Here is a 25004-nt window from a genome sequence, read left to right on the forward strand (position 1 = left end):
CCCCGGTGGGCGGCGCGCCCCCTCCGTATACTCGGGACTGCTCGCCAGAGCACCCGGCATGCACCCGAGCCCGGCCGAGATCCTCGGCACGCGGTCGAGAGGGTCGCCGCCGGAGCATCGTGCCGACATCGTCGTCCGGCGTGCTCCACCACGCGAGAGGGCGGACGGTCCCCGTCTCCCCCACGTCTCGAGAAGGGTCAGTACCAAGTGTCAGAACTGCAATGGGAATCCATTGACGAGAAGGCAGTCGACACGGCGAGGGTTCTCGCCGCGGACGCGGTCGAGAAGGTCGGCAACGGCCATCCCGGAACCGCGATGAGCCTCGCGCCCGCCGCGTACCTCCTCTTCCAGAAGGTGATGCGCCGCGACCCCTCCGACTCCACCTGGATCGGACGCGACCGCTTCATCCTCTCGGTCGGCCACTCCTCGCTGACGCAGTACGTCCAGTTCTACCTGGGCGGGTACGGCCTCGAGCTCGACGACCTCAAGGCTCTGCGCACGTGGGGCTCGAAGACCCCCGGCCACCCCGAGTACGGCCACACCGACGGCGTCGAGATCACGACCGGCCCGCTGGGCCAGGGCCTCGCCTCCGCCGTGGGCTTCGCCTACGCCTCGCGCTTCGAGCGCGACCTGTTCGACCCGGAGGCGGCCGCCGGCACCTCGCCGTTCGACCACTTCGTCTACGTGATCGCCGGCGACGGCGACCTGCAGGAGGGCGTGACGAGCGAGGCCTCCTCGCTCGCGGGCCACCAGAAGCTCGGCAACCTGGTCGTCATCTACGACTCCAACCAGATCTCGATCGAAGACGACACGAACATCGCCTTCACCGAGGACGTCAAGGCGCGCTACGAGGCCTACGACTGGCAGGTCCAGGTCGTCGACTGGAAGAAGACCGGCGAGTACCACGAGGACGTCGCCGAGCTGCACGCCGCGATCGAGGCCGCGAAGGGCGAGACCGACAAGCCGTCGCTCATCATCCTGCGCACGATCATCGGCTGGCCCTCGCCGAAGAAGCAGAACACCGGCAAGATCCACGGCTCCGCGCTGGGCGCCGACGAACTCCGCGGCCTCAAGGAGGTGCTCGGCTTCGACCCCGAGAAGACCTTCGACGTCGCCGACGAGGTCATCGAGCACACCCGCAAGGCCGTCGAGCGCGGCCAGGCCCAGCACGCGGAGTGGAACGAGCAGTTCGACGCGTGGGCCTCGGCCAACCCCGAGAAGAAGGTCCTCCTCGATCGCGTCCTCTCGGGCGAGCTCCCCGAGGGCGTCGAGGAGGCACTCCCCGTCTTCGAGCCCGGCAAGGAGGTGTCGACCCGCGCCGCCTCCGGCAAGGTCATCAACGCCCTCGCCGGCGTCATCCCCGAGCTGTGGGGCGGCTCCGCCGACCTCGCCGAGTCGAACAACACGACGATCGAGGGAGCAGGCTCGTTCGTTCCGAGCGAGTTCTCGACGCACGAGTGGACCGGCAAGAAGGGCGGCCGCGTGCTGCACTTCGGCATCCGCGAGCACGCGATGGGCTCGATCCTCAACGGCATCGTCCTGCACGGCAACACCCGGCCGTTCGGTGGCACCTTCCTGATCTTCTCGGACTACATGCGCCCGGCGGTCCGTCTCGCCGCGCTCATGAAGGCTCCGGCCATCTACGTCTGGACCCACGACTCCGTGGCCCTCGGCGAGGACGGCCCGACGCATCAGCCCGTCGAGCAGCTCGCCACCCTTCGCGCGATCCCGGGCCTGGACATCGTCCGCCCCGGCGACGCCAACGAGGTCGCCTACGCCTGGAAGACCATCCTCGAGCGCCGCGAAGGCCCCGCCGGCCTGGCGCTCACCCGTCAGAACATCCCCGTGTTCGAGCGCGGCGACGGCGAGGCCGAGGGCGAGACCTTCGCCTCCGCCTCCCACGTCGCCCTCGGCGCGTACGTTCTGGCCGAGGCGCCGAACGGTACCCCGGACGTCATCTTCATCGCGACCGGCTCCGAGCTTCAGATCGCCGTCGAGGCGCGCGAGGCCCTCAAGGCCGAAGGCATCAACGCCCGCGTCGTCTCGGCTCCGTCGCTCGAATGGTTCGAGGAGCAGGACGCCGACTACCGCGAGAAGGTCCTCCCCTCCTCGGTGAAGGCACGCGTCTCGATCGAGGCCGGCCTCAGCCTCGGCTGGCAGAAGTACGTCGGCGACGCCGGCCGCTCGGTCTCGATCGAGCACTTCGGGGCCTCCGCCGACTACAAGACCCTGTTCCGCGAGTTCGGGATCACCACCGAGGCAGCGCTCGCCGCTGCCAAGGAGTCGCTCGCAGCCTCCTGACCCGAAGGCCGCGTCCGCCAGGACGCGGCCTTCGCCGTCGGAGCCTCGGCTCCCCCCACGCCACGCACGACCTACGCAGAAGAAGAAGAGACATGACTCAGAACACCCCCACCGCAGACCTCTCCGCCGCCGGCGTCAGCATCTGGCTCGACGACCTCTCTCGCTCGCGCATCTCCTCCGGCGGGCTGCAGAAGCTCATCGACGAGAAGAACGTCGTCGGAGTCACCACCAACCCCACGATCTTCGCCGCGGCCCTGGCCAAGGGCGAGTCCTACGACGAGCAGGTGCGCGTGCTCGCCGCGGCCGGCACCACCGTCACCGACTCCGTCTTCGAGATCACGACTGACGACGTCGCCGCCGCCTCCGACGTCTTCCGCCCGATCTACGACGCGACCAACGGCTACGACGGTCGCGTCTCGATCGAGGTCGAGCCGGGCCTCGCGCACGACGCGCAGGGAACCATCGAGCAGGCCCGGGCCCTCTGGGCCAAGGTCGACCGTCCCAACGCGATGATCAAGATCCCCGCAACCGTCGAGGGCCTCGAGGCGATCACCGAGGTCATCGGCTCGGGCATCTCGGTGAACGTCACCCTGATCTTCTCGCTTGCCCGCTACCGTGCGGTCATCAACGCGTACCTCGCCGGCCTCGAGAAGGCCAAGGAGGCGGGCATCGACCTGTCGACCATCCACTCCGTCGCCTCCTTCTTCGTGTCGCGCGTCGACACCGAGATCGACAAGCGCCTCGAGGCCGTCGGAACCGACGAGGCCCGTGCGCTGAAGAGCAAGGCCGGCGTCGCCAACGCCCAGCTCGCCTACGAGGTCTTCGTCGAGGCGTTCGCGAGCGAGCGCGCTCTCCTGCTCCAGGAGGCGGGCGCCAACCGTCAGCGTCCGCTCTGGGCCTCGACCGGCGTCAAGTCGACCGAGCTGCCCGACACCCTCTACGTCACCGAGCTCGTCGCGGCGGGCGTCGTCAACACCATGCCCGAGAAGACCCTCGAGGCGACCTTCGACCACGGCGTGATCACCGGCGACACCGTCACCGGCTCCTACGCCGACGCGAATGCCGTCCTCGATGCGATCGCGGCGCAGGGCATCTCCTACGCCGACGTCACCGAGCTCCTCGAGAAGGAGGGCGTCGAGAAGTTCATCGTCTCTTGGAACGAGCTGCTCGACACCGTCACGGCCGCCCTCGAGGGCGCGAAGGCACAGGCCTGAGCATGGCCATCCAGATCCACGTCAGCGGGGACGCCGAGAAGGCCGTCGATCGCGTCGTCCCCGAGCTCGTCGCCGACGAGGTCGCCTCGGGCATCACCGCCCAGGTCCCCACGCTGTGGGGCGCCGCAGCGGAGGAGGAGGCCGCCAAGCGCCTCGGCTGGACCGAGTCGACGACCGTCTCGCGCCCGCTGGTGCCCGAGATCCTCGCGCTCCGCGAGGAGTTCCTGGCCAAGGGCATCGACCACATCGTGCTCGGAGGCATGGGCGGATCCTCGCTCGCGCCCGAGGTCATCACCCGCACGGCCGGAGTCGAGCTCACCGTGCTCGACTCGACCGCGCCGGGACAGGTGCTCGCGGCCCTCCAGGACAGGCTCGTGTCGACCGCGGTCGTCATCTCGTCGAAGTCGGGCTCGACCGTCGAGACCGCGAGCCAGAAGAAGGCCTACGAGAAGGCGTTCGCCGAGGCGGGCATCGACCCGCTCGATCGCCTCGTGATCGTGACCGATCCGGGCTCTCCGCTGGACGTCTCCTCCCGTGCGGCCGGCTACCGCGTGTTCAACGCCGACCCGAACATCGGAGGCCGCTTCTCGGCGCTCTCAGCGTTCGGCCTGGTGCCGTCCGGCCTCGCCGGCGCCGACATCGAGGCCCTCCTCGACGAGGCGGCGGAGGCATCGCTCGGCCTCGCCGTCGACACCCCCGAAAATCCCGGCCTCATCCTTGGCGCGGCCATCGCGGCCACCAGCCCGCGACGCGACAAGCTCGCGATCGTGTCCGATGGCACCGACATTGTCGGCTTCGCCGACTGGGCCGAGCAGCTGATCGCCGAGTCGACCGGCAAGGAGGGAACGGGCATCCTGCCCGTCGTCCTCGGGACGCTCGCCCCCGAGCTCTCCGAGGACCTGCCCGACGTGCAGGTCGTGCGCCTCGTCGAGGACGCGACCGCGCTGCACCTGTTCCCCCGCGACCGCCACGAGGGCGAGATCCTCCTCTCGGGGTCGCTGGGCGCGCAGATGCTCACCTGGGAGTACGCCGTCGCCGTCGCCGGTCGACTGCTGGGGATCAACCCCTTCGATCAGCCCGATGTCGAGTCGGCGAAGATCGCGACCCGGGCCCTGCTCGAGAAGCGTCCCGAGCCCGAGGCGCCGGCGTTCACCGACTCCGGCATCGAGGTGACCGGGGACCGCGGCCTCACCGAGGGCGCGACGACCGTCGCCGAGGCCGTCGACCGCCTCCTCGCCCAGCTGGGCGAAGGCGGTTACGTGTCGATCCAGGCCTACGTCGACCGTCTCGCTCTCCCGCAGCTCGAAGGAGTGCGCGACCTCCTCGCCGCTCAGGCGCAGCGTCCCGTCACCTTCGGCTGGGGTCCGCGCTTCCTCCACTCGACCGGTCAGTACCACAAGGGTGGGGCGCCGACGGGCGTGTTCTTGCAGATCACCGAGCGCGCGACCGTCGATCTCGAGATCCCGGACAGCCCGTTCACCTTCGGACAGCTGATCCTCGCGCAGGCCGCGGGAGACGCGAGCGTTCTCGCGGAGCACGGGCGACCCGTCTTGACGCTGACGCTGACCGATCCCGAGGCCGACCTCGAAGCGCTCTTCGAGGCGCTCAACTCCTGATCGCGCGGCATGCCGCCTCCCCCTCTGCAGGGGAGGCGGCATGCCCTCGGTCACCCGCCTCGCCGAGCGAGCCGCGCGAGATCCGTCGGACGGCGTCCCGCCCCTCCCTCGCCGAGAGCAGCGCGCCAGCTCGCCCCACGCACAGAACTCGCCCGGCACGTAGAGCCAGCCCGGCACACAAAAGGACACTGCACATGCCTGTGGACATCACTCCCGAGTTCAATCCGCTGCGGTTGAGCTTCGACCGTCGGTTGAACCGGATCGCCGGGCCCAGTGGGCTCGTCATCTTCGGCGTGACCGGCGACCTCTCCCGCAAGAAGCTCATGCCAGCCGTCTACGACCTCGCGAACCGAGGCCTCCTGCCTCCCGGCTTCGCCCTCGTCGGCTTCGCCCGCCGCGACTGGGACGACCAGGACTTCGAGCAGGTCGTCCACGACTCCGTCAAGAAGCACGCCCGCACCGAGTTCCACGAGGAGGTGTGGGCACAGCTCGCGCAGGGCATCCGCTTCGTCCAGGGCGAGTTCGACGACCCCGAGGCGTTCACTCGCCTGAAGACCACGGTCGACGAGCTCGACCGCGAACGCGGCACGAACGGCAACTTCGCGTTCTACCTCTCGATCCCACCGAAGTCCTTCCCGCAGGTGACGGAGCAGCTGCGCAACTCCGGCCTCGCCGAGCAGCGGGAGGGTCAGTGGCGACGCGTCGTCATCGAGAAGCCCTTCGGCAGCGACCTCCGCACGGCCCGCGAGCTCAATGACGTCGTGGAGTCGGTCTTCCCGCCCGACTCGGTGTTCCGCATTGACCACTACCTCGGCAAAGAGACGGTCCAGAACATCCTGGCGTTGCGTTTCGCGAACATGATGTATGAGCCGCTCTGGAACTCGAACTATGTCGACCATGTGCAGATCACCATGGCGGAGGACATCGGCGTCGGCGGGCGGGCGGGCTACTACGACGGCATCGGAGCGGCGCGCGACGTCATCCAGAACCACCTCCTCCAGCTGCTCGCCCTCACCGCGATGGAGGAGCCGATCTCGTTCGACGCGGCGGACCTCCGTGCAGAGAAAGAGAAGGTCCTCGCCGCGGTCCGCCTCCCCGCCGATCTCTCGACGGCGACCGCCAGAGGTCAGTACGCCGGAGGATGGCAGGGCGGCGAGAAGGTCCTCGGCTTCCTCGAGGAGGACGGCATGAGCCCCACCTCGACCACCGAGACCTACGCGGCGATGCGCCTCGACATCGGCACGCGCCGATGGGCGGGCGTGCCCTTCTACCTCCGTGCCGGCAAGCGCCTCGGCCGTCGCGTCACCGAGATCGCCGTCGTGTTCAAGAGGGCTCCTCAGCAGCTCTTCGCCGAGAGCCAGACGACCTCGCTCGGCCAGAACGCGCTCGTGATCCGCGTGCAGCCCGACGAGGGCGTGACCATGCGCTTCGGCTCCAAGGTGCCGGGCGCCGGCATGCAGGTGCGCGACGTGACCATGGACTTCGGCTACGGTCACGCCTTCACCGAAGCGAGCCCCGAGGCCTACGAGCGCCTCATCCTCGACGTCCTTTTGGGCGAGCCGCCGCTGTTCCCGCGGCACGAGGAGGTCGAGCTGTCCTGGAAGATCCTCGACCCGATCGAGGAGTTCTGGGCCACTCAGGGCCAGCCCGAGCAGTACCGCCCCGGAACCTGGGGCCCCGATTCCGCCGACGAGCTCCTCGCCCGCGACGGCCGCACCTGGAGGCGTCCATGATCGTCGATCTGCCCGACACCACGACCAGTGAGGTCTCGAAGACCCTCGTCAAGATCCGCGAGGAGGGCGGAGCCGTCGCTCTCGGGCGCGTGCTCACGCTCATCATCGCCACCTCCCGCGGCCACGAGGAGGAGGCGATCGACGCGGCGAACGACGCCTCCCGCGAGCACCCCATGCGCGTGATCGTCGTCTCGAAGGACGACGGCCTGACCACGGTGCCCGTCGACGCCACCCCCCGCGTCGATGCGCAGATCCGGGTGGGAGGCGACGCCGGCGCGAGCGAGGTCGTCGTGCTCCGCCCCTACGGGGACGCGGCCAACGACGAGGAGAGCCTGGTTACCGGCCTGCTTCTCCCCGACGCACCCGTCGTGGCCTGGTGGCCCACCAGCGCCCCCGAGAACGCCTCGGCGTCGCCGATCGGGCGCATCGCCCAACGTCGCATCACTGACGCGAGCGCGCAGGCCAATCCCGCGGAGGCGCTGCACCACCTCGCGTCCACCTACACCCCCGGCGACACCGACTTCGCCTGGACGCGTCTCACGCTCTGGCGTGCGCAGCTCGCCGCGGTGCTCGACCAGCCGCCGTACGAGGCCATCACCGCCGTCGAGGTGTCGGGTGCCCCCGACTCCCCCTCGACCATCCTGCTCGCGGCATGGCTGCAGCTCGAGCTCGACATCCCCGTCGACCACGAGCTGACCATCAGCGCGACCGGTTCCAGCGGAATCCACGGCGTCCGCCTGATCCGTGACTCCGGCGTGATCGAGCTCGAGCGCTCCGTGCCCAACGTCGCGACCCTCACCCAGCCCGACCAGCCGGTCCACGACATCTCCCTGCCGCGCCGCAGCCTCCGGGACTGCCTCGCGGAGGAGCTGCGCCGGCTCGACCCGGACGACCTGTACGGTGAAGTGATCTCGCGGGGTGTGGACATGCTGTCCGAGAAGGCCGACGCCGATAGCGCAGCCTGATCCTCCTCGCCCGTCCGCGCTTCCCGACACGGTGCCGATCCGCCGACCAGCACTCGAACCCGAAGGAGACACCAGATGAGCACCGAACGCCGTGTTCTGGTCCACCGCGACAAGCAGACGCTGGCCGGCTCGGTCGCCGCCCGGTTTCTGACCAAGACGATCGACATCCTCGATGACCTCGGCTCCGCGAACGTGGTGCTGACGGGCGGCACGATGGGGGCGGCGACCCTCGCGGAGATCGCCGCGTCCTCAGCCGCAGGGAACGTGGACTGGTCGCGCGTGCACTTCTGGTGGGGTGACGAGCGCTGGGTGCCGCGCGGCCACGACGACCGCAACGACGTGCAGGCGGGAGACATCTTCACCGTGCTCGGGGTTCCGAGCGAGAACGTCCACCGGTACCCGGCGTCGGATGAGGGCCTCGACCTCGACGCGGCCGCCGTGGCCTACGACGCCGAGCTCCGCGCGCACGCGAGCGAGGGGCGCGACTATCCGCGGTTCGACATCACGTTCCTCGGAGTCGGCCCCGACGGGCACATCGCCTCGCTGTTCCCCGAGCGCTCGGCCATCCGCTCCACCGTGCCCGGGGTCCTGCCGGTGCGCAACTCCCCCAAGCCGCCGCCCGAGCGACTCACGCTCACCCTGCCGCTGATCAACCAGTCGGACCGGGTCTGGTTGGTGCTCGCCGGCGCCGATAAGGCCTCGGCCCTCGGGCTGGCCCTGGCTGGCGCGAACACCAACGAGGTGCCCGCGGCGGGTGCCGCCGGGCGCAAGCGCACGGTGTTCTTCGTCGATCAGGAGGCGGCCGCGGAGGTTCCCGAGGCGCTCATCGCCCCGAGCTACTGACGCGTCGCCACAGATGTCGGAAGGCCCGTCCCCGAGGGGGCGGGCCTTCCGACATCTGTGCCTGCTCGCGGCGTGTTGCCGCGAGCGAAGGGATCAGGAGGGAGTCGCGGTGCCTCGGCGCGCGCGGAGCTGCTGGAGCGCCTCCTCGAGGAGCTGGGCCGCCTCGGCCTCGGTGCGACGCTCCTTCACGTAGGCGAGATGCGTCTTGTAGGGCTCGGCCTTCGCGACCTGGGGCGGGTTGGCCCGATCGCGGCCGGCCGGGAGCCCGGATTGAGGCGAGTCGATGACCTCGGGGATCTCGTCCTCGGGGAGCGCCGCCGAGAAATGGCGCACCGTCTCGTTGCCGAGCGCGTCCCAGTAGGAGACCGCGACGCGCTCTGCGTGGAAGCCTCGGTCTTGCTCGCCCATCGGTCCCGCGCCGACGCGCGAGCCGCGGATTGCACTGCCGCCTGATGCCATGTGCGAGACCCCTATGCTCCGGTGGTGAACTTGGTGATGAGACCCAGCACCACGATGCAGGCGAGCCACACGAGACCGAGGATCACCGTGATGCGGTTGAGGTTGCGCTCCGCAACGCCGGATGCACCGAGGTTCGACGTCACTCCACCGCCGAACATGTCGGACAGACCGCCGCCGCGCCCCTTGTGGAGCAGGATCAGCATGGTGAGCAGGAGGCTCGTGATGCCCAGGATCACCTGGAGCACGACCTGGAGGATGTCCACTCGGTACCTTTCGAAAGTCCGGCGCGTTGCGCGCCCCGTCGAGTATAACGGCGCCTGCGAATCCCCGAGGAATGCGTCTCGCGTGTTCTCGGGGGCGGTATACGTCGGATGGCCGTGTCACACCCGGACCGCACCCTTGAGGAGCGGTGGCAACGAAGAAGGGGCGGTCCCTGCGGGGCCGCCCCTTCTTCGCAGTGGGGTCAGACCCCGACGTGGTTGCGGAAGCGCGCGATCGCCGCGAACTCGTCGACCTGGAGGCTCGCGCCTCCGACGAGGGCGCCGTCGACGTCGGGTTCGCGCATGAAGCCGGCGATGTTGCCCGACTTCACCGAGCCCCCGTAGAGGATGCGGGTCTTCGCGGCGGCCTCGGCACCGAGGACCTCGGCGACGACTCCGCGCAGGGCCTTGCAGACCTGCTGCGCCTGCTCGGGCGTCGCCGCCTGGCCGGAGCCGATCGCCCAGACCGGCTCGTAGGCGACGACCAGCTCGGCGTCGCTCGGAAGGCCAGCGAGAGCCTCCGTGAGCTGAGCGACCGGCACGGCCGACGGGCCGTGCTTCTCGAGGTCATCAGCGGTCTCTCCGACACAGATGATCGGAGCGACGCCGTGAGTGAGCGCCGCCGCCGACTTCGCCCGGATGTCCGCGTCCGTCTCGCCGTGAAGCGTGCGACGCTCCGAGTGGCCGACGATCACGTAATCGCAGTCGAGCTGCTTGAGGAACTGAGCCGAGATCTCGCCGGTGTAGGCACCGCTGTCGAACGTCGAGACGTCCTGCGCACCGTATCGGAGCGGCAGTTTGTCCGAGTCGACGAGGATCTGCACCGGGCGCAGATCGGTGAAGGGCGGGAACACCGCCACCTCGACCGCGTCGAAGTCGTGGCCGGCGTCCTTCAGGCTCCACGCAAGCTTCTGCACGAAGGCGATGGCCTGGAGGTGGTCCAGGTTCATCTTCCAGTTGCCCGCGATGAGCGGGACTCGTGCGGTGCTGTCTACCATCCGAGGACCTCCAGTCCGGGCAGTCGCTTGCCCTCGAGGAACTCGAGGCTCGCGCCGCCTCCCGTCGAGATGTGGCCGAACTGGGCGTCCTCGAAGCCGAGGGCGCGCACGGCCGCGGCGGAGTCGCCCCCACCGACGACACTGAGGCCATCGACCTCGGTCAGCGCCTGCGCGACGGCCTTCGTGCCGGCCGCGAACGGCTCGAGCTCGAAGACGCCCATCGGTCCGTTCCAGAACACGGTCTTCGACGCGGCGACGATCTCGGCGAAGCGCTTCGCGGTCTCCGGCCCGATGTCGAGGCCGAGGCCCCGTGCGCCGAAGGGGGTGCCCTCGATCGCATCGGCCGCCGCGGTCTCGTACTCCGCATCGGCGCCGAACCTCGACGCCACGACGACATCCGTCGGGAGGACGATCTCGACGCCGAGCTCCTTCGCCTTCGCGAGGTAGCCGAGGACGGTGCCGACCTGGTCGGCTTCGAGGAGGCTCGCGCCCACCTCGTGGCCCTGCGCCTTGAGGAACGTGAAGAGCATCCCTCCGCCGATGAGGATCGAATCGACCCGCGGCAGCAGATGCTCGATGACCCCGAGCTTGTCGGACACCTTCGAGCCGCCGAGAACCACCGTGTAGGGGCGCTCGGGCTTCTCGGTCAGCCGGTCGAGGACCTCGAGCTCGGCCGCGATGAGTGTGCCGGCAGCGCTCGGGAGCAACTGCGCGAGCTCGTAGACGCTCGCCTGCTTGCGGTGCACGACGCCGAAGCCGTCCGAGACGAAGGCGTCGCCGAAGGCGGCCAGCTTCTCGGCGAAGGCGTGGCGCTCGGCCTGGTCTTTGCTCGTCTCTCCCGGGTTGAAGCGGAGGTTCTCGAGCACGACGACCTGGCCGTCCTCGAGCGCCTCGACGGCGGACGTGGCGGAGTCGCCGACCGTGTCCGCGGCGAACGAGACCGGAGCGTCCAGCAGCTCGCCGAGGCGGGCCGCGACGGGAGCGAGGCTGTACTTCGCCTCCGGCTTCCCGTCGGGGCGCCCGAGGTGGCTCACGACCACGACTCGGGCGCCCTCGGAGACCAGACGCTGGAGTGTGGGCACCGACGCGCGCACGCGGCCGTCGTCCGTGATCGTTCCGTCCTTCAAGGGGACATTCAGATCGCAGCGGACGACGACACGCTTGCCCGCCAGGGAACCCAGTGAGTCCAGGGTGCGGAACGTCACTGTGGCGAGCCCTTAGAGCTTTCCGGCGACGAACTCGGTGACGTCGACGAGGCGGTTGGAGTAGCCCCACTCGTTGTCGTACCAGGACGCGACCTTGACCTGGCTGCCGATGACCTTGGTGAGACCCGCGTCGAAGATCGACGAGTGCGGGTCGGTGACGATGTCGCTCGAGACGATCGGGTCCTCGGTGTACTTGAGGATGCCCTTGAGGCCTCCCTCGGCGGCAGCCTTGTACGCGGCGTTGATCTCCTCGACGGTCGCGGGCGTGGTCAGCTCGACGGTGAGGTCGGTGATCGAGCCGGTCGGGACCGGGACGCGGAGGGCGTAGCCGTCGAGCTTGCCGACGAGCTCCGGAATGACGAGGCCGAGAGCCTTGGCGGCGCCGGTCGAGGTCGGGATGATGTTGACGGCCGCGGCGCGGGCACGGCGGAGGTCGCTGTGCGGGCCGTCCTGGAGGTTCTGGTCCGCGGTGTACGCGTGCACCGTCGTCATCAGGCCACGCTCGATTCCGAAGTTGTCGAGCAGCACCTTGGCGAGCGGCGCGAGGCAGTTCGTGGTGCACGACGCGTTCGAGATGATGTCGTGCGTTGCCGGGTCGTAGGTGTTCTCGTTGACGCCGAGGACGAGGGTCGCGACGTCGCTGCCCGTGGCGGGAGCCGAGACGATGACCTTCTTGGCACCGGCGGCGATGTGCTTGTGCGCATCCTCCGACTTCGTGAAACGCCCGGTCGACTCGATGACGATGTCGACACCCAGCTCGCCCCAGGGGAGGTTCGCGGGATCGCGCTCCGCCAGGACGATGATCGGCTTGCCGTTGACGACGATGCGGTCGCCGTCGAGCTCGACCGTCGCGTCGAGGCGCCCCGTGATGGAGTCGTACTTCAGGAGGTGCGCGAGGGCCTTGTTGTCGGTGAGGTCGTTGACCGCGACGATCTCGAGGTCGCTGCCCTTGGCGAGGGCCGCGCGGAAGAAGTTACGGCCGATACGGCCGAAGCCGTTGATGCCGATCTTGACGGACACAGATATCTCCTGGTGAGGAAAGGCACCTCGACGGTGCAATGGAGGGTGTGGATCTGATCGAGCGTGGCGTCCCGGGTATGAACCCGGGACGCCGAGATCGCTACGACAGTAGCAGCAGGCCCGAAGTCTTCTCGCGGGCCTTCTCGAAGCGGGCGGAGACATCTGCCCAGTTCGCGATGTTCCAGAACGCCTTGACGTAGTCGGCCTTCACGTTGACGTAGTCGAGGTAGAAGGCGTGCTCCCACATGTCGAGCAGGAGAAGCGGCACGGTCGCCGCGGCCAGGTTGCCCTGGTGGTCGTACAGCTGCTCGATGATGAGCTTCTCGCCGAGCGAGTCCCAGGCGAGGATCGACCATCCGGAACCCTGGATGCCGAGGGCCGACGCGGTGAAGTGGGCACGGAACTTGTCGAACGAGCCGAAGTTGTCGTCGATGGCCGCGGCGAGCTCACCGACGGGCTTGTCGCCTCCGTCGGGCGAAAGGTTGTTCCAGAACACCGTGTGGTTCACGTGACCGGCGAGATTGAAGGCCAGGTCCTTCTGGAGCTTGTTGACGTTCGCGAGGTTCTCGCTGTCGCGAGCCTCCTGCAGCGCCGCGAGAGCGGTGTTCGCCCCGGTCACATACGTCGCGTGGTGCTTGTCGTGGTGGAGCTCCATGATCCGCCCACTGATGTTCGGCTCGAGGGCCGAGTAGTCGTAGGGCAGTTCGGCGAGCGTGTAGTCAGCCATGTGCGATCTCCTGTTCGTGGTCGTCGCTCCCCTGCGACCCGCCGGCCTCTCGGCACCCCTTCGCAAGGCGGAGGAGGAGGGCCGGGAGTCTCCTGAGCGACCCCTCCAGTCTAGCGAGGGGGCCCCCACGCGTTCGGAGGGCTTGCGCCGTTCGACCAGGAGACGCTCAGTGTTCGTCCGACGGCCCCGAGCGCTACAGGTCGCGCAGCTCGGCCGGCAGATTCGCGTCGGTGCCGGGAATGCCGAGGTCGGCAGCCCGCTTGTCGGCCATCGCCAGGAGGCGGCGAATGCGCCCCGCGACCGCGTCCTTCGTCATCGGCGGGTCGGCGTGGTGACCGAGCTCGTCGAGGCTCGCGTCGCGATGGGCGAGCCGCAGCCTCCCCGCGTAGCGGAGGTGCTCGGGGATGTCGTCTCCGAGGATCTCCATCGCACGCCCGACGCGGGCGCACGCGGCGACAGCAGCCTGCGCCGAACGGCGGAGGTTCGCGTCGTCGAAGTTGACGAGACGGTTCGCGGTCGCGCGCACCTCGCGGCGCTGACGCAACTCCTCCCAGCTCGCGACGGTCGCGGTGGCGCCCATCAGAGAGAGCATCGCGCTGATGCTCTCCCCATCGCGCACGACGACGCGGTGCACGCCGCGCACCTCCCGCGACTTCGCCTGCACACCGAGTCGGCCCGCGGCCCCCACGACCGCCATCGCGGCCTCGTTGCCCGGGCAGACGATCTCGAGGGCGGCCGAGCGTCCGGGATCGGTCAGGGAGCCCTGGGCGAGGAAGGCTCCGCGCCACAGGGCGGCCAGCTCTTCGCGGGAACCGGTCGTCAGCCGGTTCGGCAGCCCGCGGACGGGGCGGCCACGCTGGTCGACGAGGCCCGTCTGGCGGGCCAGGGTGTCGCCTCCCTCGACGACGCGCACGAGCCAGCTCGGTGACCGGCGGGCGCCGCCCGCCGACACGATACTGCCCTCGCTGCGGACGCCGTAGAGCTCGGCGAGGTCGCGGCGCACACGGGTGGCGAGCGGCGCGGAGTCCAGCTCGACCTCGACCGCGAGACGGTTCGAGATGATGTGCAGGCCTCCGGAGAAGCGGAGGATGGTCGCCAGTTCGGCGGCGCGGACGGTGTTCTTGCGCGAGACGATCGCGACCAGTTCGCCCTTGACGTCTGCGGTGAGGGCCACGGAGTCTTCCTTACGTCGGGTGCGCGGCGGAGCGCGCGGGGATCATTCTCGGCCGAGGTCGCGGTGCGCCACGTTGACGGCGACTCCGGGAAGCTCGGCCAGCCGAGCGGCGATGCGGCCGGCCATGGCCACGGAGCGGTGCTTGCCTCCCGTGCAGCCGATGGCAATGGTGGCGTGGCGCTTGTTCTCACGCTGATAGCCGTCGAGCACGGGGCGCAGGGCCTGTGAGTAGGAGTCGATGAACTCCTCGGCACCCTGTTGGGCCAGCACGTAGTCTCTCACCTCTTCGTCGAGCCCTGTGTGCGGACGCAGCTCGGGGATCCAGTAGGGGTTGGGGAGGAAGCGCGCGTCGGCCACCATGTCGGCGTCGGTCGGCAGCCCGTACTTGAAGCCGAAGCTCATCACCGTCACCTGGAGCCCGGCGCGGCCCGCTTCGGCGAAGCGCTCCGTGATACTCGTCGCAAGCTGGTGGATGTTGAGGTCGGACGTGTCGATGACGATATCGGCCGACTCCCGCAGCTGCGCCAGTCGCGCCCGCTCCGCCGAGATGCCGTCCAGGAGCGTCCCACGCCCCTGCAGCGGGTGCGGCCGACGCACCTGCTCGAAGCGGCGCACGAGGGCCGCGTCGGTCGCCTCGAGGAACACGACCCGCAGGTCGACGCCAGCGCGGAGCTCACGCACGATTTCGCCGAGGTCGGCGAAGAAGTCGCGCCCGCGGACGTCGACCACCGCCGCGATCTTGGGCAGCGTGTCTCCCGCGCGCTGCGCGAGATCGACGAGCGGCCGCAGCATCTGCGGCGGCAGGTTGTCGACCACGTACCAGCCGAGGTCCTCCAGGGCGTTCGCGGCCGTCGACCGGCCTGCGCCGGACATCCCCGTCACGATCAGCACGTCCTGCTGCTCGCTCTCCGTGCTCATGGCTTCTCCGTGCTCGTGTCTCGTGGTGGCGGCGGGGCGGGAGGCTGCGCTCGGCCAGACGGGAAGACCCTCGTTCGGGGAACGCGAGTCTCCAGCCTAGGGCGTGCGGTGGTCACGGATGCAGATGGGCGTGGATCGCTCCGGCGAGCGTCGGTCCGATGCCCTTGACCTCGGCGATCTCGCTCTCGGTGGCCTCGCGGAGGCGGGTGACTGAGCCGAAGTGCTTGAGCAGGTCCCGCACGCGGGTCTCGCCAAGGCCCGGGACCTCGGCGAGCTGCGACGAGATGTCGCGCTTGCGCCGCTGCCTCTGGTGCGTGATGGCGAAACGGTGGGCCTCGTCGCGGATCCGCTGGAACAGAAACAGCGCATCGCTGTTGCGCGGGAGGATGACCGGGAAATCGGAGTCGGGCAGCCAGATCTCCTCGAGACGCTTGGCGATTCCGCACAGCGTGATGCCCGTGACGCCCGCCTCCTCGAGCGCGCGCTGCGCCGCTGCCACCTGGGGTTGGCCGCCATCGACGATGAGCAGCTGGGGCGGGTACGCGAATTTCCGACGCTTCGCCTCCCCCGTCTCGGGATCGACCACCGCGGGCTCGACAGGTTCTCGCAGGTAGGCGAGCCGCCGCGTCAGCACCTGGTGCAGCGACTCCGTGTCGTCGGTGGACTCGGCGATCGAGAAGCGGCGGTACTGGTCCTTGCGGGGAAGGCCGTCCTCGAAGACGACCATCGACGCGACGATGTTGGTGCCGCTGAGGTGCGACACGTCGTAGCACTCCATCCTCAGCGGCGCCTCGCTCATGCCGAGGGCGTCACGGATGTCCTCGAGCGCCTGCGTACGCGCCGTGAAGTCGGCGGATCGGCGCGTCTTGTAGAGCAGGAGCGAGTGCTCGGCGTTCCGCGTCGCCGTCTCGAGCAGGGCTGCCTTGTCGCCCCGCTGCGCCGCCCGGAGCCGCACGCTCGTGCCGCGCAGCCCGCTCAGCCACTCCTCGAGAGCCTCGGCATCCTCGGGCAACTCGGGCACGACGACCTCGCGCGGGGGGACGTCGCCGCTCTCGTATGCCGCCTGGAGCGCCGTGTCGACGATCTCGGCGGTGCTCATGTCGAGCTCCTTGTCGACGACCCAGCCCCGCTCGCCGCGGATGCGGCCGCCGCGGACGCGGAACTGCTGCACCGACGCCGCGAGCTCGTCGTGGACGATCGCATAGAGGTCGACATCGACGTTGTCTTTGAGCACCACGGCGCTCTTGGCGAGCACCGCGTCGAGCGCCGCGGCCTGGTCGCGCAACTTGCCTGCCCGCTCGTACTCCATCGCGGCCGCTGCCTCGCGCATCTCCTTCTCGAGCTCGCCGATCATCCGCCGGTCGTGGCTGCCCATGAAAGCGACGAAGCGGTCGACCATCTCGCGATGCTCCGCGAAGGTGACGCGCTGCGAGCAGGGGCCGCCGCAACGGCCGATCTGGGAGGCGAAGCAGGGCTTCCCGCTCTGCATCGCCCGCTTGTAGGTGGAGTCGTTGCACGTCCGGATCGGGAACGCCTTGATCATCAGGTCGATCGTCTCGTGGATCGCCCAGATCTTCGGATACGGCCCGAAGTAGCGGGCCTTCCTGATCTTCGCGTTGCGGGTGACGAGCACCCTCGGCGCCTCGTCGCCGAGGGTCACCGCCATGTAGGGGTACGACTTGTCGTCGCGGAACTTGACGTTGAACGGCGGGTCGAACTCATTGATCCACGTGAACTCGAGCTGAAGGGCCTCGACGTCGGTGCCGACCACGGTCCATTCGACCCCGGAGGCGGAGGTGACCATCCGCCGGGTGCGCTCGTGCAGGCTCGCGAGGGGCGCGAAGTAGTTGCTCAACCTCGCGCGGAGGTTCTTCGCCTTGCCGACGTAGAGCACTCGGCCGTGGGGGCTCAGAAACCGGTAAACGCCCGGCAGGGTCGGGATCTCGCCTGGCTTGGGCCGGTAGTCGACTGTCTGCGTCATTCCTCTCGCTCGCCCGCACTCATCCGAGGATTTCGGCGAGGAAGGTGCCCGTGTGGCTGGCCTCGACCTTCGCCACATGCTCGGGTGTGCCGACAGCGACGATCTGGCCGCCGCCCGCGCCTCCCTCGGGACCCATGTCGATCAGCCAGTCGGCCGACTTGATCACGTCGAGGTTGTGCTCGATGGTGATGACGGTGTTGCCCTTGTCGACCAGCCCGTTCAACACCAGGAGGAGTTTGCGGACGTCTTCGAAGTGCAGACCGGTGGTCGGCTCGTCGAGCACGTACACACTGCGCCCGTTGGAGCGCCGCTGGAGCTCGGTGGCGAGCTTGACGCGCTGCGCCTCGCCGCCCGAGAGCGTGGTCGCGCTCTGCCCGAGCCGCACGTAGCCGAGGCCGACCTCGACGAGGGTCTTGAGGAAGCGGTGGATCGCGGTGATCGGCTCGAAGAACTCGGCCGCCTCGGCGATCGGCATGTCGAGGACCTCGGCGATGTTCTTGCCCTTGTAGTGCACGGTGAGGGTGTCGCGATTGTAGCGCGCTCCCCCACACACCTCGCACGCGACGTAGACGTCGGGCAAGAAGTTCATCTCGATCTTGATGGTTCCGTCGCCCGAGCACGCCTCGCAACGGCCGCCCTTGACGTTGAAGCTGAACCGGCCGGGGAGATAGCCGCGAGCCTTCGCCTCGGTGGTCTCGGCGAAGAGGTTGCGGATGCGGTCGAAGACGCCCGTGTACGTGGCGGGGTTGGAGCGCGGCGTGCGCCCGATCGGGTTCTGGTCGACGTGGACGACCTTGTCGAGGTTCTCGAGGCCGGTGACACGCGTGTGCTTGCCCGGAACCTTCCGCGCCCCGTTGAGCTGGTTGGCGAGCACGCGGTAGAGGATGTCGTTCACGAGCGTGCTCTTGCCCGAGCCCGAGACGCCCGTGACGGCTACGAAGGTGCCGAGCGGGAACTCGGCGTCGACCTTGCGAAGGTTGTTGGCGTTGGCGCCGACCACCTTGATCATCCGCTTGCGGTCGATCTTGCGGCGCTTCTTCGGGACCTCGATCGCGCGGCGCCCGGAGACGTAGTCGCCGGTGAGCGAGTGGGTGTTCTCGAGCAGCGACTCGTAGGAGCCGGAGTGCACGACCGCGCCGCCGTTGACTCCCGCGCCGGGGCCGATGTCGACGATCCAGTCCGCCGTGCGGATCGTGTCCTCGTCGTGCTCGACGACGATGAGCGTGTTACCGAGGTCGCGGAGCTTGATGAGCGTGTCGATGAGGCGTCGGTTGTCGCGCTGATGCAGGCCGATGCTCGGCTCGTCGAGCACGTAGAGGACGCCGGTGAGGCCGGAGCCGATCTGCGTGGCGAGACGGATGCGCTGCGCTTCGCCTCCCGAGAGCGATGCCGCGGCCCTCGAGAGATTGAGGTAGTTGAGCCCGACCTCGATGAGGAAGTCGAGGCGCGCCCGGATCTCGCGGAGCACCTGAGCGGCGATGTGCGCCTCGCGGTCGGTGAGCTCGAGCCGGGCCATGAACTCGTGGGCATCAGCGAGGCTGAGGTCGGCCACGTCGGCGATGCTGGCGCCGTGCACGAGCACCGCGAGGACCTCGGGCTTGAGGCGCGAGCCGTTGCAGACGGGGCACGGCACCTCGCGCAGGAACTCGGCCCAACGAGTGCGCTGGACGTCGGTGTCGGCCTGCACGTACTGGCGCTCGATGTAGGGCACGACACCCTCGAAGCCCGAGGTATAGCTCATCTCGCGGCCGTAGCGGTTCTTCCACTTGACCTTGACCTCGAAGTTGTCGCCGTGCAGGACGGCCTGCTGCACCTCGGAGCTCAAGCGCTTCCACGGCGTCGAGAGCGAGAAGCCGAGGTCTCGCGAGAGGCCGTCGAGCAGCTTCTCGTAGTACTGGAAGAGCCCCTTGCCCTGAGTGGTCCAGGGGATGATGACGCCCTCAGCGATGCTGAGGTCGGGATCGCCGAGGAGCAGCTCGTCGTCGACCGACATGCGCGTGCCGAGGCCCGAGCACTCGGGGCAGGCGCCGAAGGGGGCGTTGAACGAGAAGGTGCGCGGCTCGATCTCGGTGAGCGAGATCGGGTGGTTGTTGGGGCAGGAGAGCTTCTCGGAGAACGTCGTCCAAGCGCCGTCGCCCTCGCCGTCGACGAAGTTGATCTGCACGATGCCGTCGGTGAGACGGAGCGCGGTCTCGAGGGAGTCGGTGAGTCGACCGAGGATGTCGGGACCGGCGACGAGACGGTCGACCACGACGGAGATGTCGTGCTTGTACTGCTTCTTGAGCTTCGGCGGGTCGGTCAGCTGGACGAGCGTGCCATCGACCAGGGCGCGAGAATACCCGGCCGCCGTGAGCTCCTTGAAGAGGTCGACGAACTCGCCTTTCTTTTGCGAGACCACGGGACTGAGGATCTGATAGCGGGTGCCGCTCTCGAGCTCCATCAGCTGGTCCGCGATCTGTTGCACGGTCTGCGCCGCGATCCGTTCGCCGCAGCTCGGGCAGTGCGGCACTCCGATGCGTGCCCAGAGCAGGCGCATGTAGTCGAAGATCTCGGTGATCGTGCCGACGGTCGAGCGGGGGTTGCGGTTGGTCGACTTTTGGTCGATCGAGACCGCGGGGCTGAGGCCCTCGATGAAGTCGACGTCGGGGCGGTCGACCTGGCCGAGGAACTGGCGCGCGTAGGCGGAGAGCGACTCCACGTAGCGGCGCTGGCCCTCGGCGAAGATCGTGTCGAAGGCCAGCGACGACTTGCCCGAACCCGACAGCCCCGTGAAGACGACCATCGAATCGCGCGGGATCTCGAGGTCGACGTTGCGCAGGTTGTGCACCCGCGCACCGCTCACCACGAGCTTCGAGACCGACTCGTCGAGCGAGGAGACGAAGCGGTGAAAGGAGGGGGAAGGGGCGGAGGATGGGTCCGTAACGGCGTTCAGGATCGACACCCCGAAAGTGTATGCGGAGCCACCGACATCGCCCGGGGCGTTCGCTCGTCGCTGATCGGGGCGACGACCGATGCTTCGATCACGAGAGGTGGCCGGCCTTCTCCATCTGACGGAGCTCACGCTTGAGCTCCTGGACCTCGTCGCGCAAGCGCGCCGCGAGCTCGAACTTGAGCTCGCCCGCGGCCTGCAGCATCTGCCCGTTGAGGTCGGCGATGATCGCCTCGAGATCGTTGCCGCCGTTGGCCGCGAGGCCCTCGCGACGCAGGCGGGGGGTGGGGCTCCTCTTCTTGGAGTCGCGACCCGCGAGGAGCTTGGCGGTGTCGGCCCCCTCCCGCGCGAGCGCATCGGTGATGTCGGCGATCCGCTTGCGCAGCGGAGTCGGGTCGATGCCGTGCTCGAGGTTATAGGCCACTTGCTTCTCTCGCCGGCGGTCGGTCTCGTCGATCGCGAGCCGCATCGAGTCGGTGATCTTGTCGGCGTACATGTGCACCTCGCCCGAGACGTTGCGCGCCGCGCGTCCGATCGTCTGGATGAGCGAGGTCGATGAGCGGAGGAACCCCTCTTTGTCGGCGTCGAGGATCGCGACGAGCGAGACCTCGGGCAGGTCGAGGCCCTCACGGAGGAGGTTGATGCCGACGAGGACGTCGTAGACGCCGGCCCGCAGCTCCGAGAGCAGCTCGACCCTCCGCAGCGTGTCGACGTCGGAGTGGAGGTAGCGGACCCGGACGCCCGCCTCCGTGAGGAAGTCGGTCAGCTCTTCGGCCATCCGCTTGGTCAGCGTCGTCACGAGGACGCGCTCGTCGCGCTCGGTGCGGCGCGTGATCTCCTCGAGTAGGTCGTCGATCTGGCCCTTGGTGGGCTTGACCACGATCTCGGGGTCGATGAGGCCCGTCGGGCGGATGATCTGCTCGACGATGCCGTCGGCGATCCCCATCTCGTACCGTCCCGGCGTCGCCGAGAGGTAGACGGTTTGCCCCACACGCGACGTGAACTCCTCCCACTTCAACGGGCGGTTGTCCATCGCCGAGGGCAAGCGGAAGCCGTGCTCCACCAGCGTGCGCTTGCGGGAGGCGTCTCCCTCGTACATCGCGCCGATCTGCGGCACCGTGACGTGCGACTCGTCGATCACGACGAGGAAGTCGTCGGGGAAGTAGTCGAGCAGGCAGTGCGGAGCCTCGCCCGGCTCGCGGCCGTCGATGTGACGGGAGTAGTTCTCGATGCCCGAGCAGAAGCCGATCTGCTGCATCATCTCGAGGTCGAAGGTCGTGCGCATCCGAAGGCGCTGCGCCTCGAGCAGCTTGCCCTGCTTCTCGAGGTCGGCCAGGCGCAGCCCGAGCTCCTCCTGGATCGTGTCGATGGCGCGGTGCATGACGTCTTGGCTCGCGACATAGTGCGAGCCGGGGAACACCGACACCGATTCGAGCTTGCGCACGATGTCACCGGTGAGCGGATGCAGGGTGTAGAGCGCCTCGATCTCGTCGCCGAACATCTCGATACGGATCGCGAGTTCCTCGTACATCGGGATGATCTCGATGGTGTCGCCGCGCACGCGGAAGGTGCCCCGTGCGAAGTCGACGTCGTTGCGCGCGTACTGCATCGACACGAACTTGCGGATGAGGCGATCCCGGTCGACCCGCTGTCCCACCTGAAGGGCCACCATCGCCTCGAGGTACTGCTCGGGCTGCCCGAGTCCGTAGATGCACGAGACGGTCGAGACCACGATCACGTCGCGACGGCTCAGCAGCGAGTTGGTCGTCGAGTGACGCAGCCGCTCGACCTCCGCGTTGACCGAGCTGTCCTTCTCGATGAAGGTGTCCGTCTGCGGGACGTAGGCCTCGGGCTGGTAGTAGTCGTAATAGGAGACGAAGTACTCGACCGCGTTGTTCGGGAACAGCTCCCGGAACTCGTTGGCGAGCTGTGCCGCGAGGGTCTTGTTGTGGGCCAGCACAAGAGTCGGCCGCTGAACGGCCTCGACGAGCCAGGCCGTCGTGGCCGACTTGCCGGTTCCTGTGGCGCCGAGGAGAACGACATCGGTCTCGCCTGCGTTGATCCGGGCGCTCAGGTCGGCGATGGCCGAGGGCTGATCGCCGCTGGGCTGATAGTCGCTGACGACCTCAAAGGGATGCACGGCACGGGTGGGCTCCATGGTTCGAAGCGTAGCCGCGACCACCGACACGGGAACGGACGTGCGCTCGCGGCGAACGAAGTCCGCCGGCCCTCACGCTCGCCGACGGCTGCACCGATCGCCCGCGAGCTGGTCCGGAGCGTCAGCGACGTGCGGCGAGGTGCTCCCATACCTCATCCGCGCGGGAGAGGGTCTCCTCGAGCGACGCCGAGGAGTCGACCACGACGTCCGCGAGGGCGAGTCGCTCCTCGTCACTCGCCTGCGCGCCGACACGCGCGCGCGCCTCCGTCTCGGTCATCCCGCGGAGCGAGACGAGACGCTGCACACGCGTCTCCTGGGGCGCGTGCACGACGACGACCTCGTCGAACTCGCCCGCTCCTCGGCCCTCGACGAGCAAGGGCACGTCGTAGACCACGACGGCCCGGGGATCGGCCGCGGCCGCGGCCGCGAAGAGCTGCTGCGAGCGGACGGCGACCGCCGGGTGGGTGATCGAGTTCAGGTCCTCCCGAGCGGTGGCGTCCGCGAAGACGACCGCTCCGAGTGCCGCCCGGTCGAGCGCGCCGTCGGGGCGGAGCACGCCCTGGCCGAAGCGCTCGGCGATCGCGGCCAGCGCGGGCGACCCCGGCTCGACCATCTCTCGCGCGATCCGGTCGGCGTCGACGACGACCGCTCCGTGCTCGGCCAGACGGCGGGCGACAGTGGACTTGCCGGAGGCGATGCCTCCGGTGAGGGCGACGAGATGCACCCGACCAGCCTAGCCAGCGCCACCGCGCCCGGCAGGGCGGGGAACGCGGAACGGCCGGCCCCCGAGGGGACCGGCCGTTCGACGCGACGTGCGTGCGATCAGTTGTTCGAGGACAGCTTCTCGCGGAGCGCGGCGAGCGACTCGTCGTCGGCAAGGGTGCCGCCGGTGGTCGACTCGCTGGTGAAGCCGCTGCCGACCGAGACGCCCTCGGAGACGGTGGCCGCCTCCTCCTGCGACTTGGCGACCTGCGCCTTGTGAGCCTCCCAGCGGGCCTGAGCAGCGGCGTACTCCTGCTCCCAGGCCTCACGCTGCGACTCGAAGCCCTCGCGCCACTCGTTGGTCTCGGGGTCGAAGCCCTCGGGGTACTTGTAGTTCCCCTGGTCGTCGTACTCGGTCGCCATGCCGTAGAGCGCCGGGTCGAACTCGGTGCCCTCGGGGTCGACGTTCTCGTTCGCCTGCTTCAGCGAGAGCGAGATGCGACGACGGTCGAGATCGATGTCGATGACCTTGACGAAGACCTCTTCGCCGACCGACACGACCTGCTCGGCGAGCTCGACGTGCTTGCCCGACAGCTCGGAGATGTGCACGAGGCCCTCGATGCCGTCCGCGACACGCACGAACGCGCCGAAGGGGACCAGCTTCGTGACCTTGCCCGGCGCGACCTGTCCGATCGCGTGGGTGCGGGCGAAGACCTGCCACGGGTCCTCCTGGGTCGCCTTGAGCGAGAGCGACACGCGCTCGCGGTCGAGGTCGACCTCGAGGATCTCGACGGTGACCTCCTGGCCCACCTCGACGACCTCGGAGGCGTGCTCGATGTGCTTCCAGGAGAGCTCGGAGACGTGGACGAGACCATCGACGCCGCCGAGGTCGACGAACGCGCCGAAGTTGACGATCGACGACACAACGCCCTTGCGGACCTGACCCTTGTGCAGGTTGTTCAGGAATGTGGTGCGGCTCTCGGACTGGGTCTGCTCGAGCAGCGCACGACGCGACAGGACCACGTTGTTGCGGTTCTTGTCGAGCTCGAGGATCTTGGCCTCGATCTCCTGGCCGAGGTACGGAGTGAGGTCGCGGACACGGCGCAGCTCGATGAGCGAGGCCGGGAGGAAGCCGCGGAGGCCGATGTCGACGATGAGGCCACCCTTGACGACCTCGATGACCGAGCCGGTGACGACGCCGTCGGACTCCTTGATCTTCTCGACGTCGCCCCACGCACGCTCGTACTGCGCGCGCTTCTTGGAGAGGATCAGGCGACCCTCCTTGTCCTCCTTCTGGAGGACGAGGGCTTCGACGCTGTCGCCCACGTTGACGACCTCGGAGGGGTCGACATCGTGCTTGATGGAGAGCTCGCGCGAGGGGATGACGCCCTCGGTCTTGTAGCCGACGTCGAGGAGGACCTCGTCGCGGTCGATCTTCACGACGGTGCCTTCGATGAGGTCTCCGTCGTTGAAGAACTTCAGAGTCTTTTCGACCGCGGCAAGAAAGTCTTCAGCAGACCCGATGTCGTTGATCGCGACCTGCTTGGTTGCCTTGTCGGTCGTTGCGGTTGTCATTAAGGGATGCTCCAGGATGGATGGGTCTCGGGCGATGGCGACCGGCGGGCCTGACGGCTCGCCTGTGCGGTGACCACCGCGATGGTGAGGGATCTGCCTCCGGCTCGGGAGCGACGCTCGGCCGGCTCGGTGCGACCGGGCCTCCTCGCGCGCCGCGGGCACAGCGGCGCCACAGATGTGACACTCCAGCTTAGCCATTCCGCAAGGCGCGTGGCAATCCGCGCCG

At 68.7% G+C, this 25004-nt stretch carries 19 protein-coding genes; 6 read left to right on the forward strand and 13 right to left on the reverse strand.

Annotation, left to right across the window (positions count from 1 at the left end; translation table 11 throughout):
* The first annotated feature begins 207 nt into the window (after positions 1-207).
* The 6 genes from tkt (at position 208) to pgl (ending at position 8672) form a co-directional block, all read left to right on the forward strand.
* On the forward strand, positions 208-2301 hold the full coding sequence (gene tkt, locus ITJ45_RS07530) for a transketolase (RefSeq protein ID WP_194608053.1): 2094 nt from the start codon (positions 208-210) through the stop codon (positions 2299-2301).
* A 92-nt stretch (positions 2302-2393) separates the two neighbouring features.
* Positions 2394-3515: a transaldolase gene (gene tal, locus ITJ45_RS07535; protein WP_194608050.1), complete on the forward strand. Its 1122-nt coding sequence runs from the start codon at positions 2394-2396 to the stop codon at positions 3513-3515.
* A gap of 2 nt (positions 3516-3517) precedes the next feature.
* Positions 3518-5131, forward strand: coding sequence for a glucose-6-phosphate isomerase (locus tag ITJ45_RS07540; protein WP_194608048.1), 1614 nt, complete (start codon positions 3518-3520; stop codon positions 5129-5131).
* A 194-nt stretch (positions 5132-5325) separates the two neighbouring features.
* Positions 5326-6864, forward strand: coding sequence for a glucose-6-phosphate dehydrogenase (gene zwf, locus ITJ45_RS07545; protein WP_194608046.1), 1539 nt, complete (start codon positions 5326-5328; stop codon positions 6862-6864).
* A complete protein-coding gene (locus tag ITJ45_RS07550) occupies positions 6861-7829 on the forward strand; it encodes a glucose-6-phosphate dehydrogenase assembly protein OpcA (protein WP_194608044.1) in 969 nt (322 codons plus the stop codon). The genes zwf and ITJ45_RS07550 overlap by 4 nt, the downstream gene beginning before the upstream one ends.
* Before the next feature lie 75 nt (positions 7830-7904).
* On the forward strand, positions 7905-8672 hold the full coding sequence (gene pgl, locus ITJ45_RS07555; protein WP_194608042.1) for a 6-phosphogluconolactonase: 768 nt from the start codon (positions 7905-7907) through the stop codon (positions 8670-8672).
* A gap of 93 nt (positions 8673-8765) precedes the next feature.
* Here the strand turns inward: pgl and ITJ45_RS07560 are convergent, their stop codons facing one another.
* The 13 genes from ITJ45_RS07560 to rpsA form a co-directional block, all read right to left on the reverse strand.
* Positions 8766-9131, reverse strand: coding sequence for an RNA polymerase-binding protein RbpA (locus ITJ45_RS07560; RefSeq protein ID WP_173243473.1), 366 nt, complete (start codon positions 9129-9131; stop codon positions 8766-8768).
* An 11-nt stretch (positions 9132-9142) separates the two neighbouring features.
* Entirely contained in the window at positions 9143-9394 is a 252-nt protein-coding gene (secG, locus tag ITJ45_RS07565; protein ID WP_068207965.1) for a preprotein translocase subunit SecG, read from the reverse strand.
* A gap of 200 nt (positions 9395-9594) precedes the next feature.
* Positions 9595-10389 carry a triose-phosphate isomerase gene (gene tpiA, locus ITJ45_RS07570; RefSeq protein ID WP_194608040.1) on the reverse strand — a complete coding sequence of 265 codons (795 nt, stop codon included), beginning with the start codon at positions 10387-10389 and terminating at the stop codon, positions 9595-9597.
* Entirely contained in the window at positions 10383-11594 is a 1212-nt protein-coding gene (locus ITJ45_RS07575) for a phosphoglycerate kinase (RefSeq protein ID WP_194608038.1), read from the reverse strand. The genes tpiA and ITJ45_RS07575 overlap by 7 nt, the downstream gene beginning before the upstream one ends.
* Positions 11595-11606: 12 nt before the next feature.
* Positions 11607-12614: a type I glyceraldehyde-3-phosphate dehydrogenase gene (gene gap / locus ITJ45_RS07580; RefSeq protein WP_194608036.1), complete on the reverse strand. Its 1008-nt coding sequence runs from the start codon at positions 12612-12614 to the stop codon at positions 11607-11609.
* Between the two features lie 100 nt (positions 12615-12714).
* A complete protein-coding gene (locus ITJ45_RS07585) occupies positions 12715-13341 on the reverse strand; it encodes a superoxide dismutase (RefSeq protein ID WP_194608034.1) in 627 nt (208 codons plus the stop codon).
* Positions 13342-13534: 193 nt separating this feature from the next.
* Positions 13535-14515 (reverse strand): DNA-binding protein WhiA, encoded by a 981-nt coding sequence (gene whiA, locus ITJ45_RS07590; protein WP_194608032.1) that lies wholly within the window; start codon positions 14513-14515, stop codon positions 13535-13537.
* A gap of 42 nt (positions 14516-14557) precedes the next feature.
* The gene (rapZ, locus tag ITJ45_RS07595; protein WP_194608030.1) at positions 14558-15433 is read right to left on the reverse strand and encodes an RNase adapter RapZ; all 876 of its coding nucleotides are present in this window, start codon (positions 15431-15433) and stop codon (positions 14558-14560) included.
* A gap of 112 nt (positions 15434-15545) precedes the next feature.
* Positions 15546-17414 (reverse strand): excinuclease ABC subunit UvrC, encoded by a 1869-nt coding sequence (gene uvrC / locus ITJ45_RS07600; protein WP_194608028.1) that lies wholly within the window; start codon positions 17412-17414, stop codon positions 15546-15548.
* A gap of 19 nt (positions 17415-17433) precedes the next feature.
* On the reverse strand, positions 17434-20259 hold the full coding sequence (gene uvrA / locus ITJ45_RS07605; protein WP_323742949.1) for an excinuclease ABC subunit UvrA: 2826 nt from the start codon (positions 20257-20259) through the stop codon (positions 17434-17436).
* A 175-nt stretch (positions 20260-20434) separates the two neighbouring features.
* Positions 20435-22501 carry an excinuclease ABC subunit UvrB gene (gene uvrB / locus ITJ45_RS07610; protein ID WP_194608026.1) on the reverse strand — a complete coding sequence of 689 codons (2067 nt, stop codon included), beginning with the start codon at positions 22499-22501 and terminating at the stop codon, positions 20435-20437.
* 121 nt (positions 22502-22622) lie between these two features.
* Positions 22623-23225 carry a dephospho-CoA kinase gene (gene coaE / locus ITJ45_RS07615; RefSeq protein ID WP_194608024.1) on the reverse strand — a complete coding sequence of 201 codons (603 nt, stop codon included), beginning with the start codon at positions 23223-23225 and terminating at the stop codon, positions 22623-22625.
* A 98-nt stretch (positions 23226-23323) separates the two neighbouring features.
* Positions 23324-24778 (reverse strand): 30S ribosomal protein S1, encoded by a 1455-nt coding sequence (rpsA, locus tag ITJ45_RS07620; RefSeq protein ID WP_194608022.1) that lies wholly within the window; start codon positions 24776-24778, stop codon positions 23324-23326.
* Positions 24779-25004: the final 226 nt, after the last annotated feature.

Source organism: Rathayibacter sp. VKM Ac-2879, from assembly GCF_015351245.1.
In the GTDB taxonomy this organism is placed as follows: domain Bacteria; phylum Actinomycetota; class Actinomycetes; order Actinomycetales; family Microbacteriaceae; genus Rathayibacter.

Bases quoted from the DNA above. Each gene is read 5' to 3' on its own strand.
- tal (WP_194608050.1), top strand. From the start codon at position 2,394: ATGACTCAGAACACCCCCACCGCAGACCTCTCCGCCGCCGGCGTCAGC.
- ITJ45_RS07540 (WP_194608048.1), top strand. From the start codon at position 3,518: ATGGCCATCCAGATCCACGTCAGCGGGGACGCCGAGAAGGCCGTCGAT.
- zwf (WP_194608046.1), top strand. From the start codon at position 5,326: ATGCCTGTGGACATCACTCCCGAGTTCAATCCGCTGCGGTTGAGCTTC.
- ITJ45_RS07550 (WP_194608044.1), top strand. From the start codon at position 6,861: ATGATCGTCGATCTGCCCGACACCACGACCAGTGAGGTCTCGAAGACC.
- pgl (WP_194608042.1), top strand. From the start codon at position 7,905: ATGAGCACCGAACGCCGTGTTCTGGTCCACCGCGACAAGCAGACGCTG.
- ITJ45_RS07560 (WP_173243473.1), bottom strand. From the start codon at position 9,131: ATGGCATCAGGCGGCAGTGCAATCCGCGGCTCGCGCGTCGGCGCGGGA.
- tpiA (WP_194608040.1), bottom strand. From the start codon at position 10,389: ATGGTAGACAGCACCGCACGAGTCCCGCTCATCGCGGGCAACTGGAAG.
- ITJ45_RS07585 (WP_194608034.1), bottom strand. From the start codon at position 13,341: ATGGCTGACTACACGCTCGCCGAACTGCCCTACGACTACTCGGCCCTC.
- rapZ (WP_194608030.1), bottom strand. From the start codon at position 15,433: ATGAGCACGGAGAGCGAGCAGCAGGACGTGCTGATCGTGACGGGGATG.
- uvrC (WP_194608028.1), bottom strand. From the start codon at position 17,414: ATGACGCAGACAGTCGACTACCGGCCCAAGCCAGGCGAGATCCCGACC.
- uvrB (WP_194608026.1), bottom strand. From the start codon at position 22,501: ATGGAGCCCACCCGTGCCGTGCATCCCTTTGAGGTCGTCAGCGACTAT.
- rpsA (WP_194608022.1), bottom strand. From the start codon at position 24,778: ATGACAACCGCAACGACCGACAAGGCAACCAAGCAGGTCGCGATCAAC.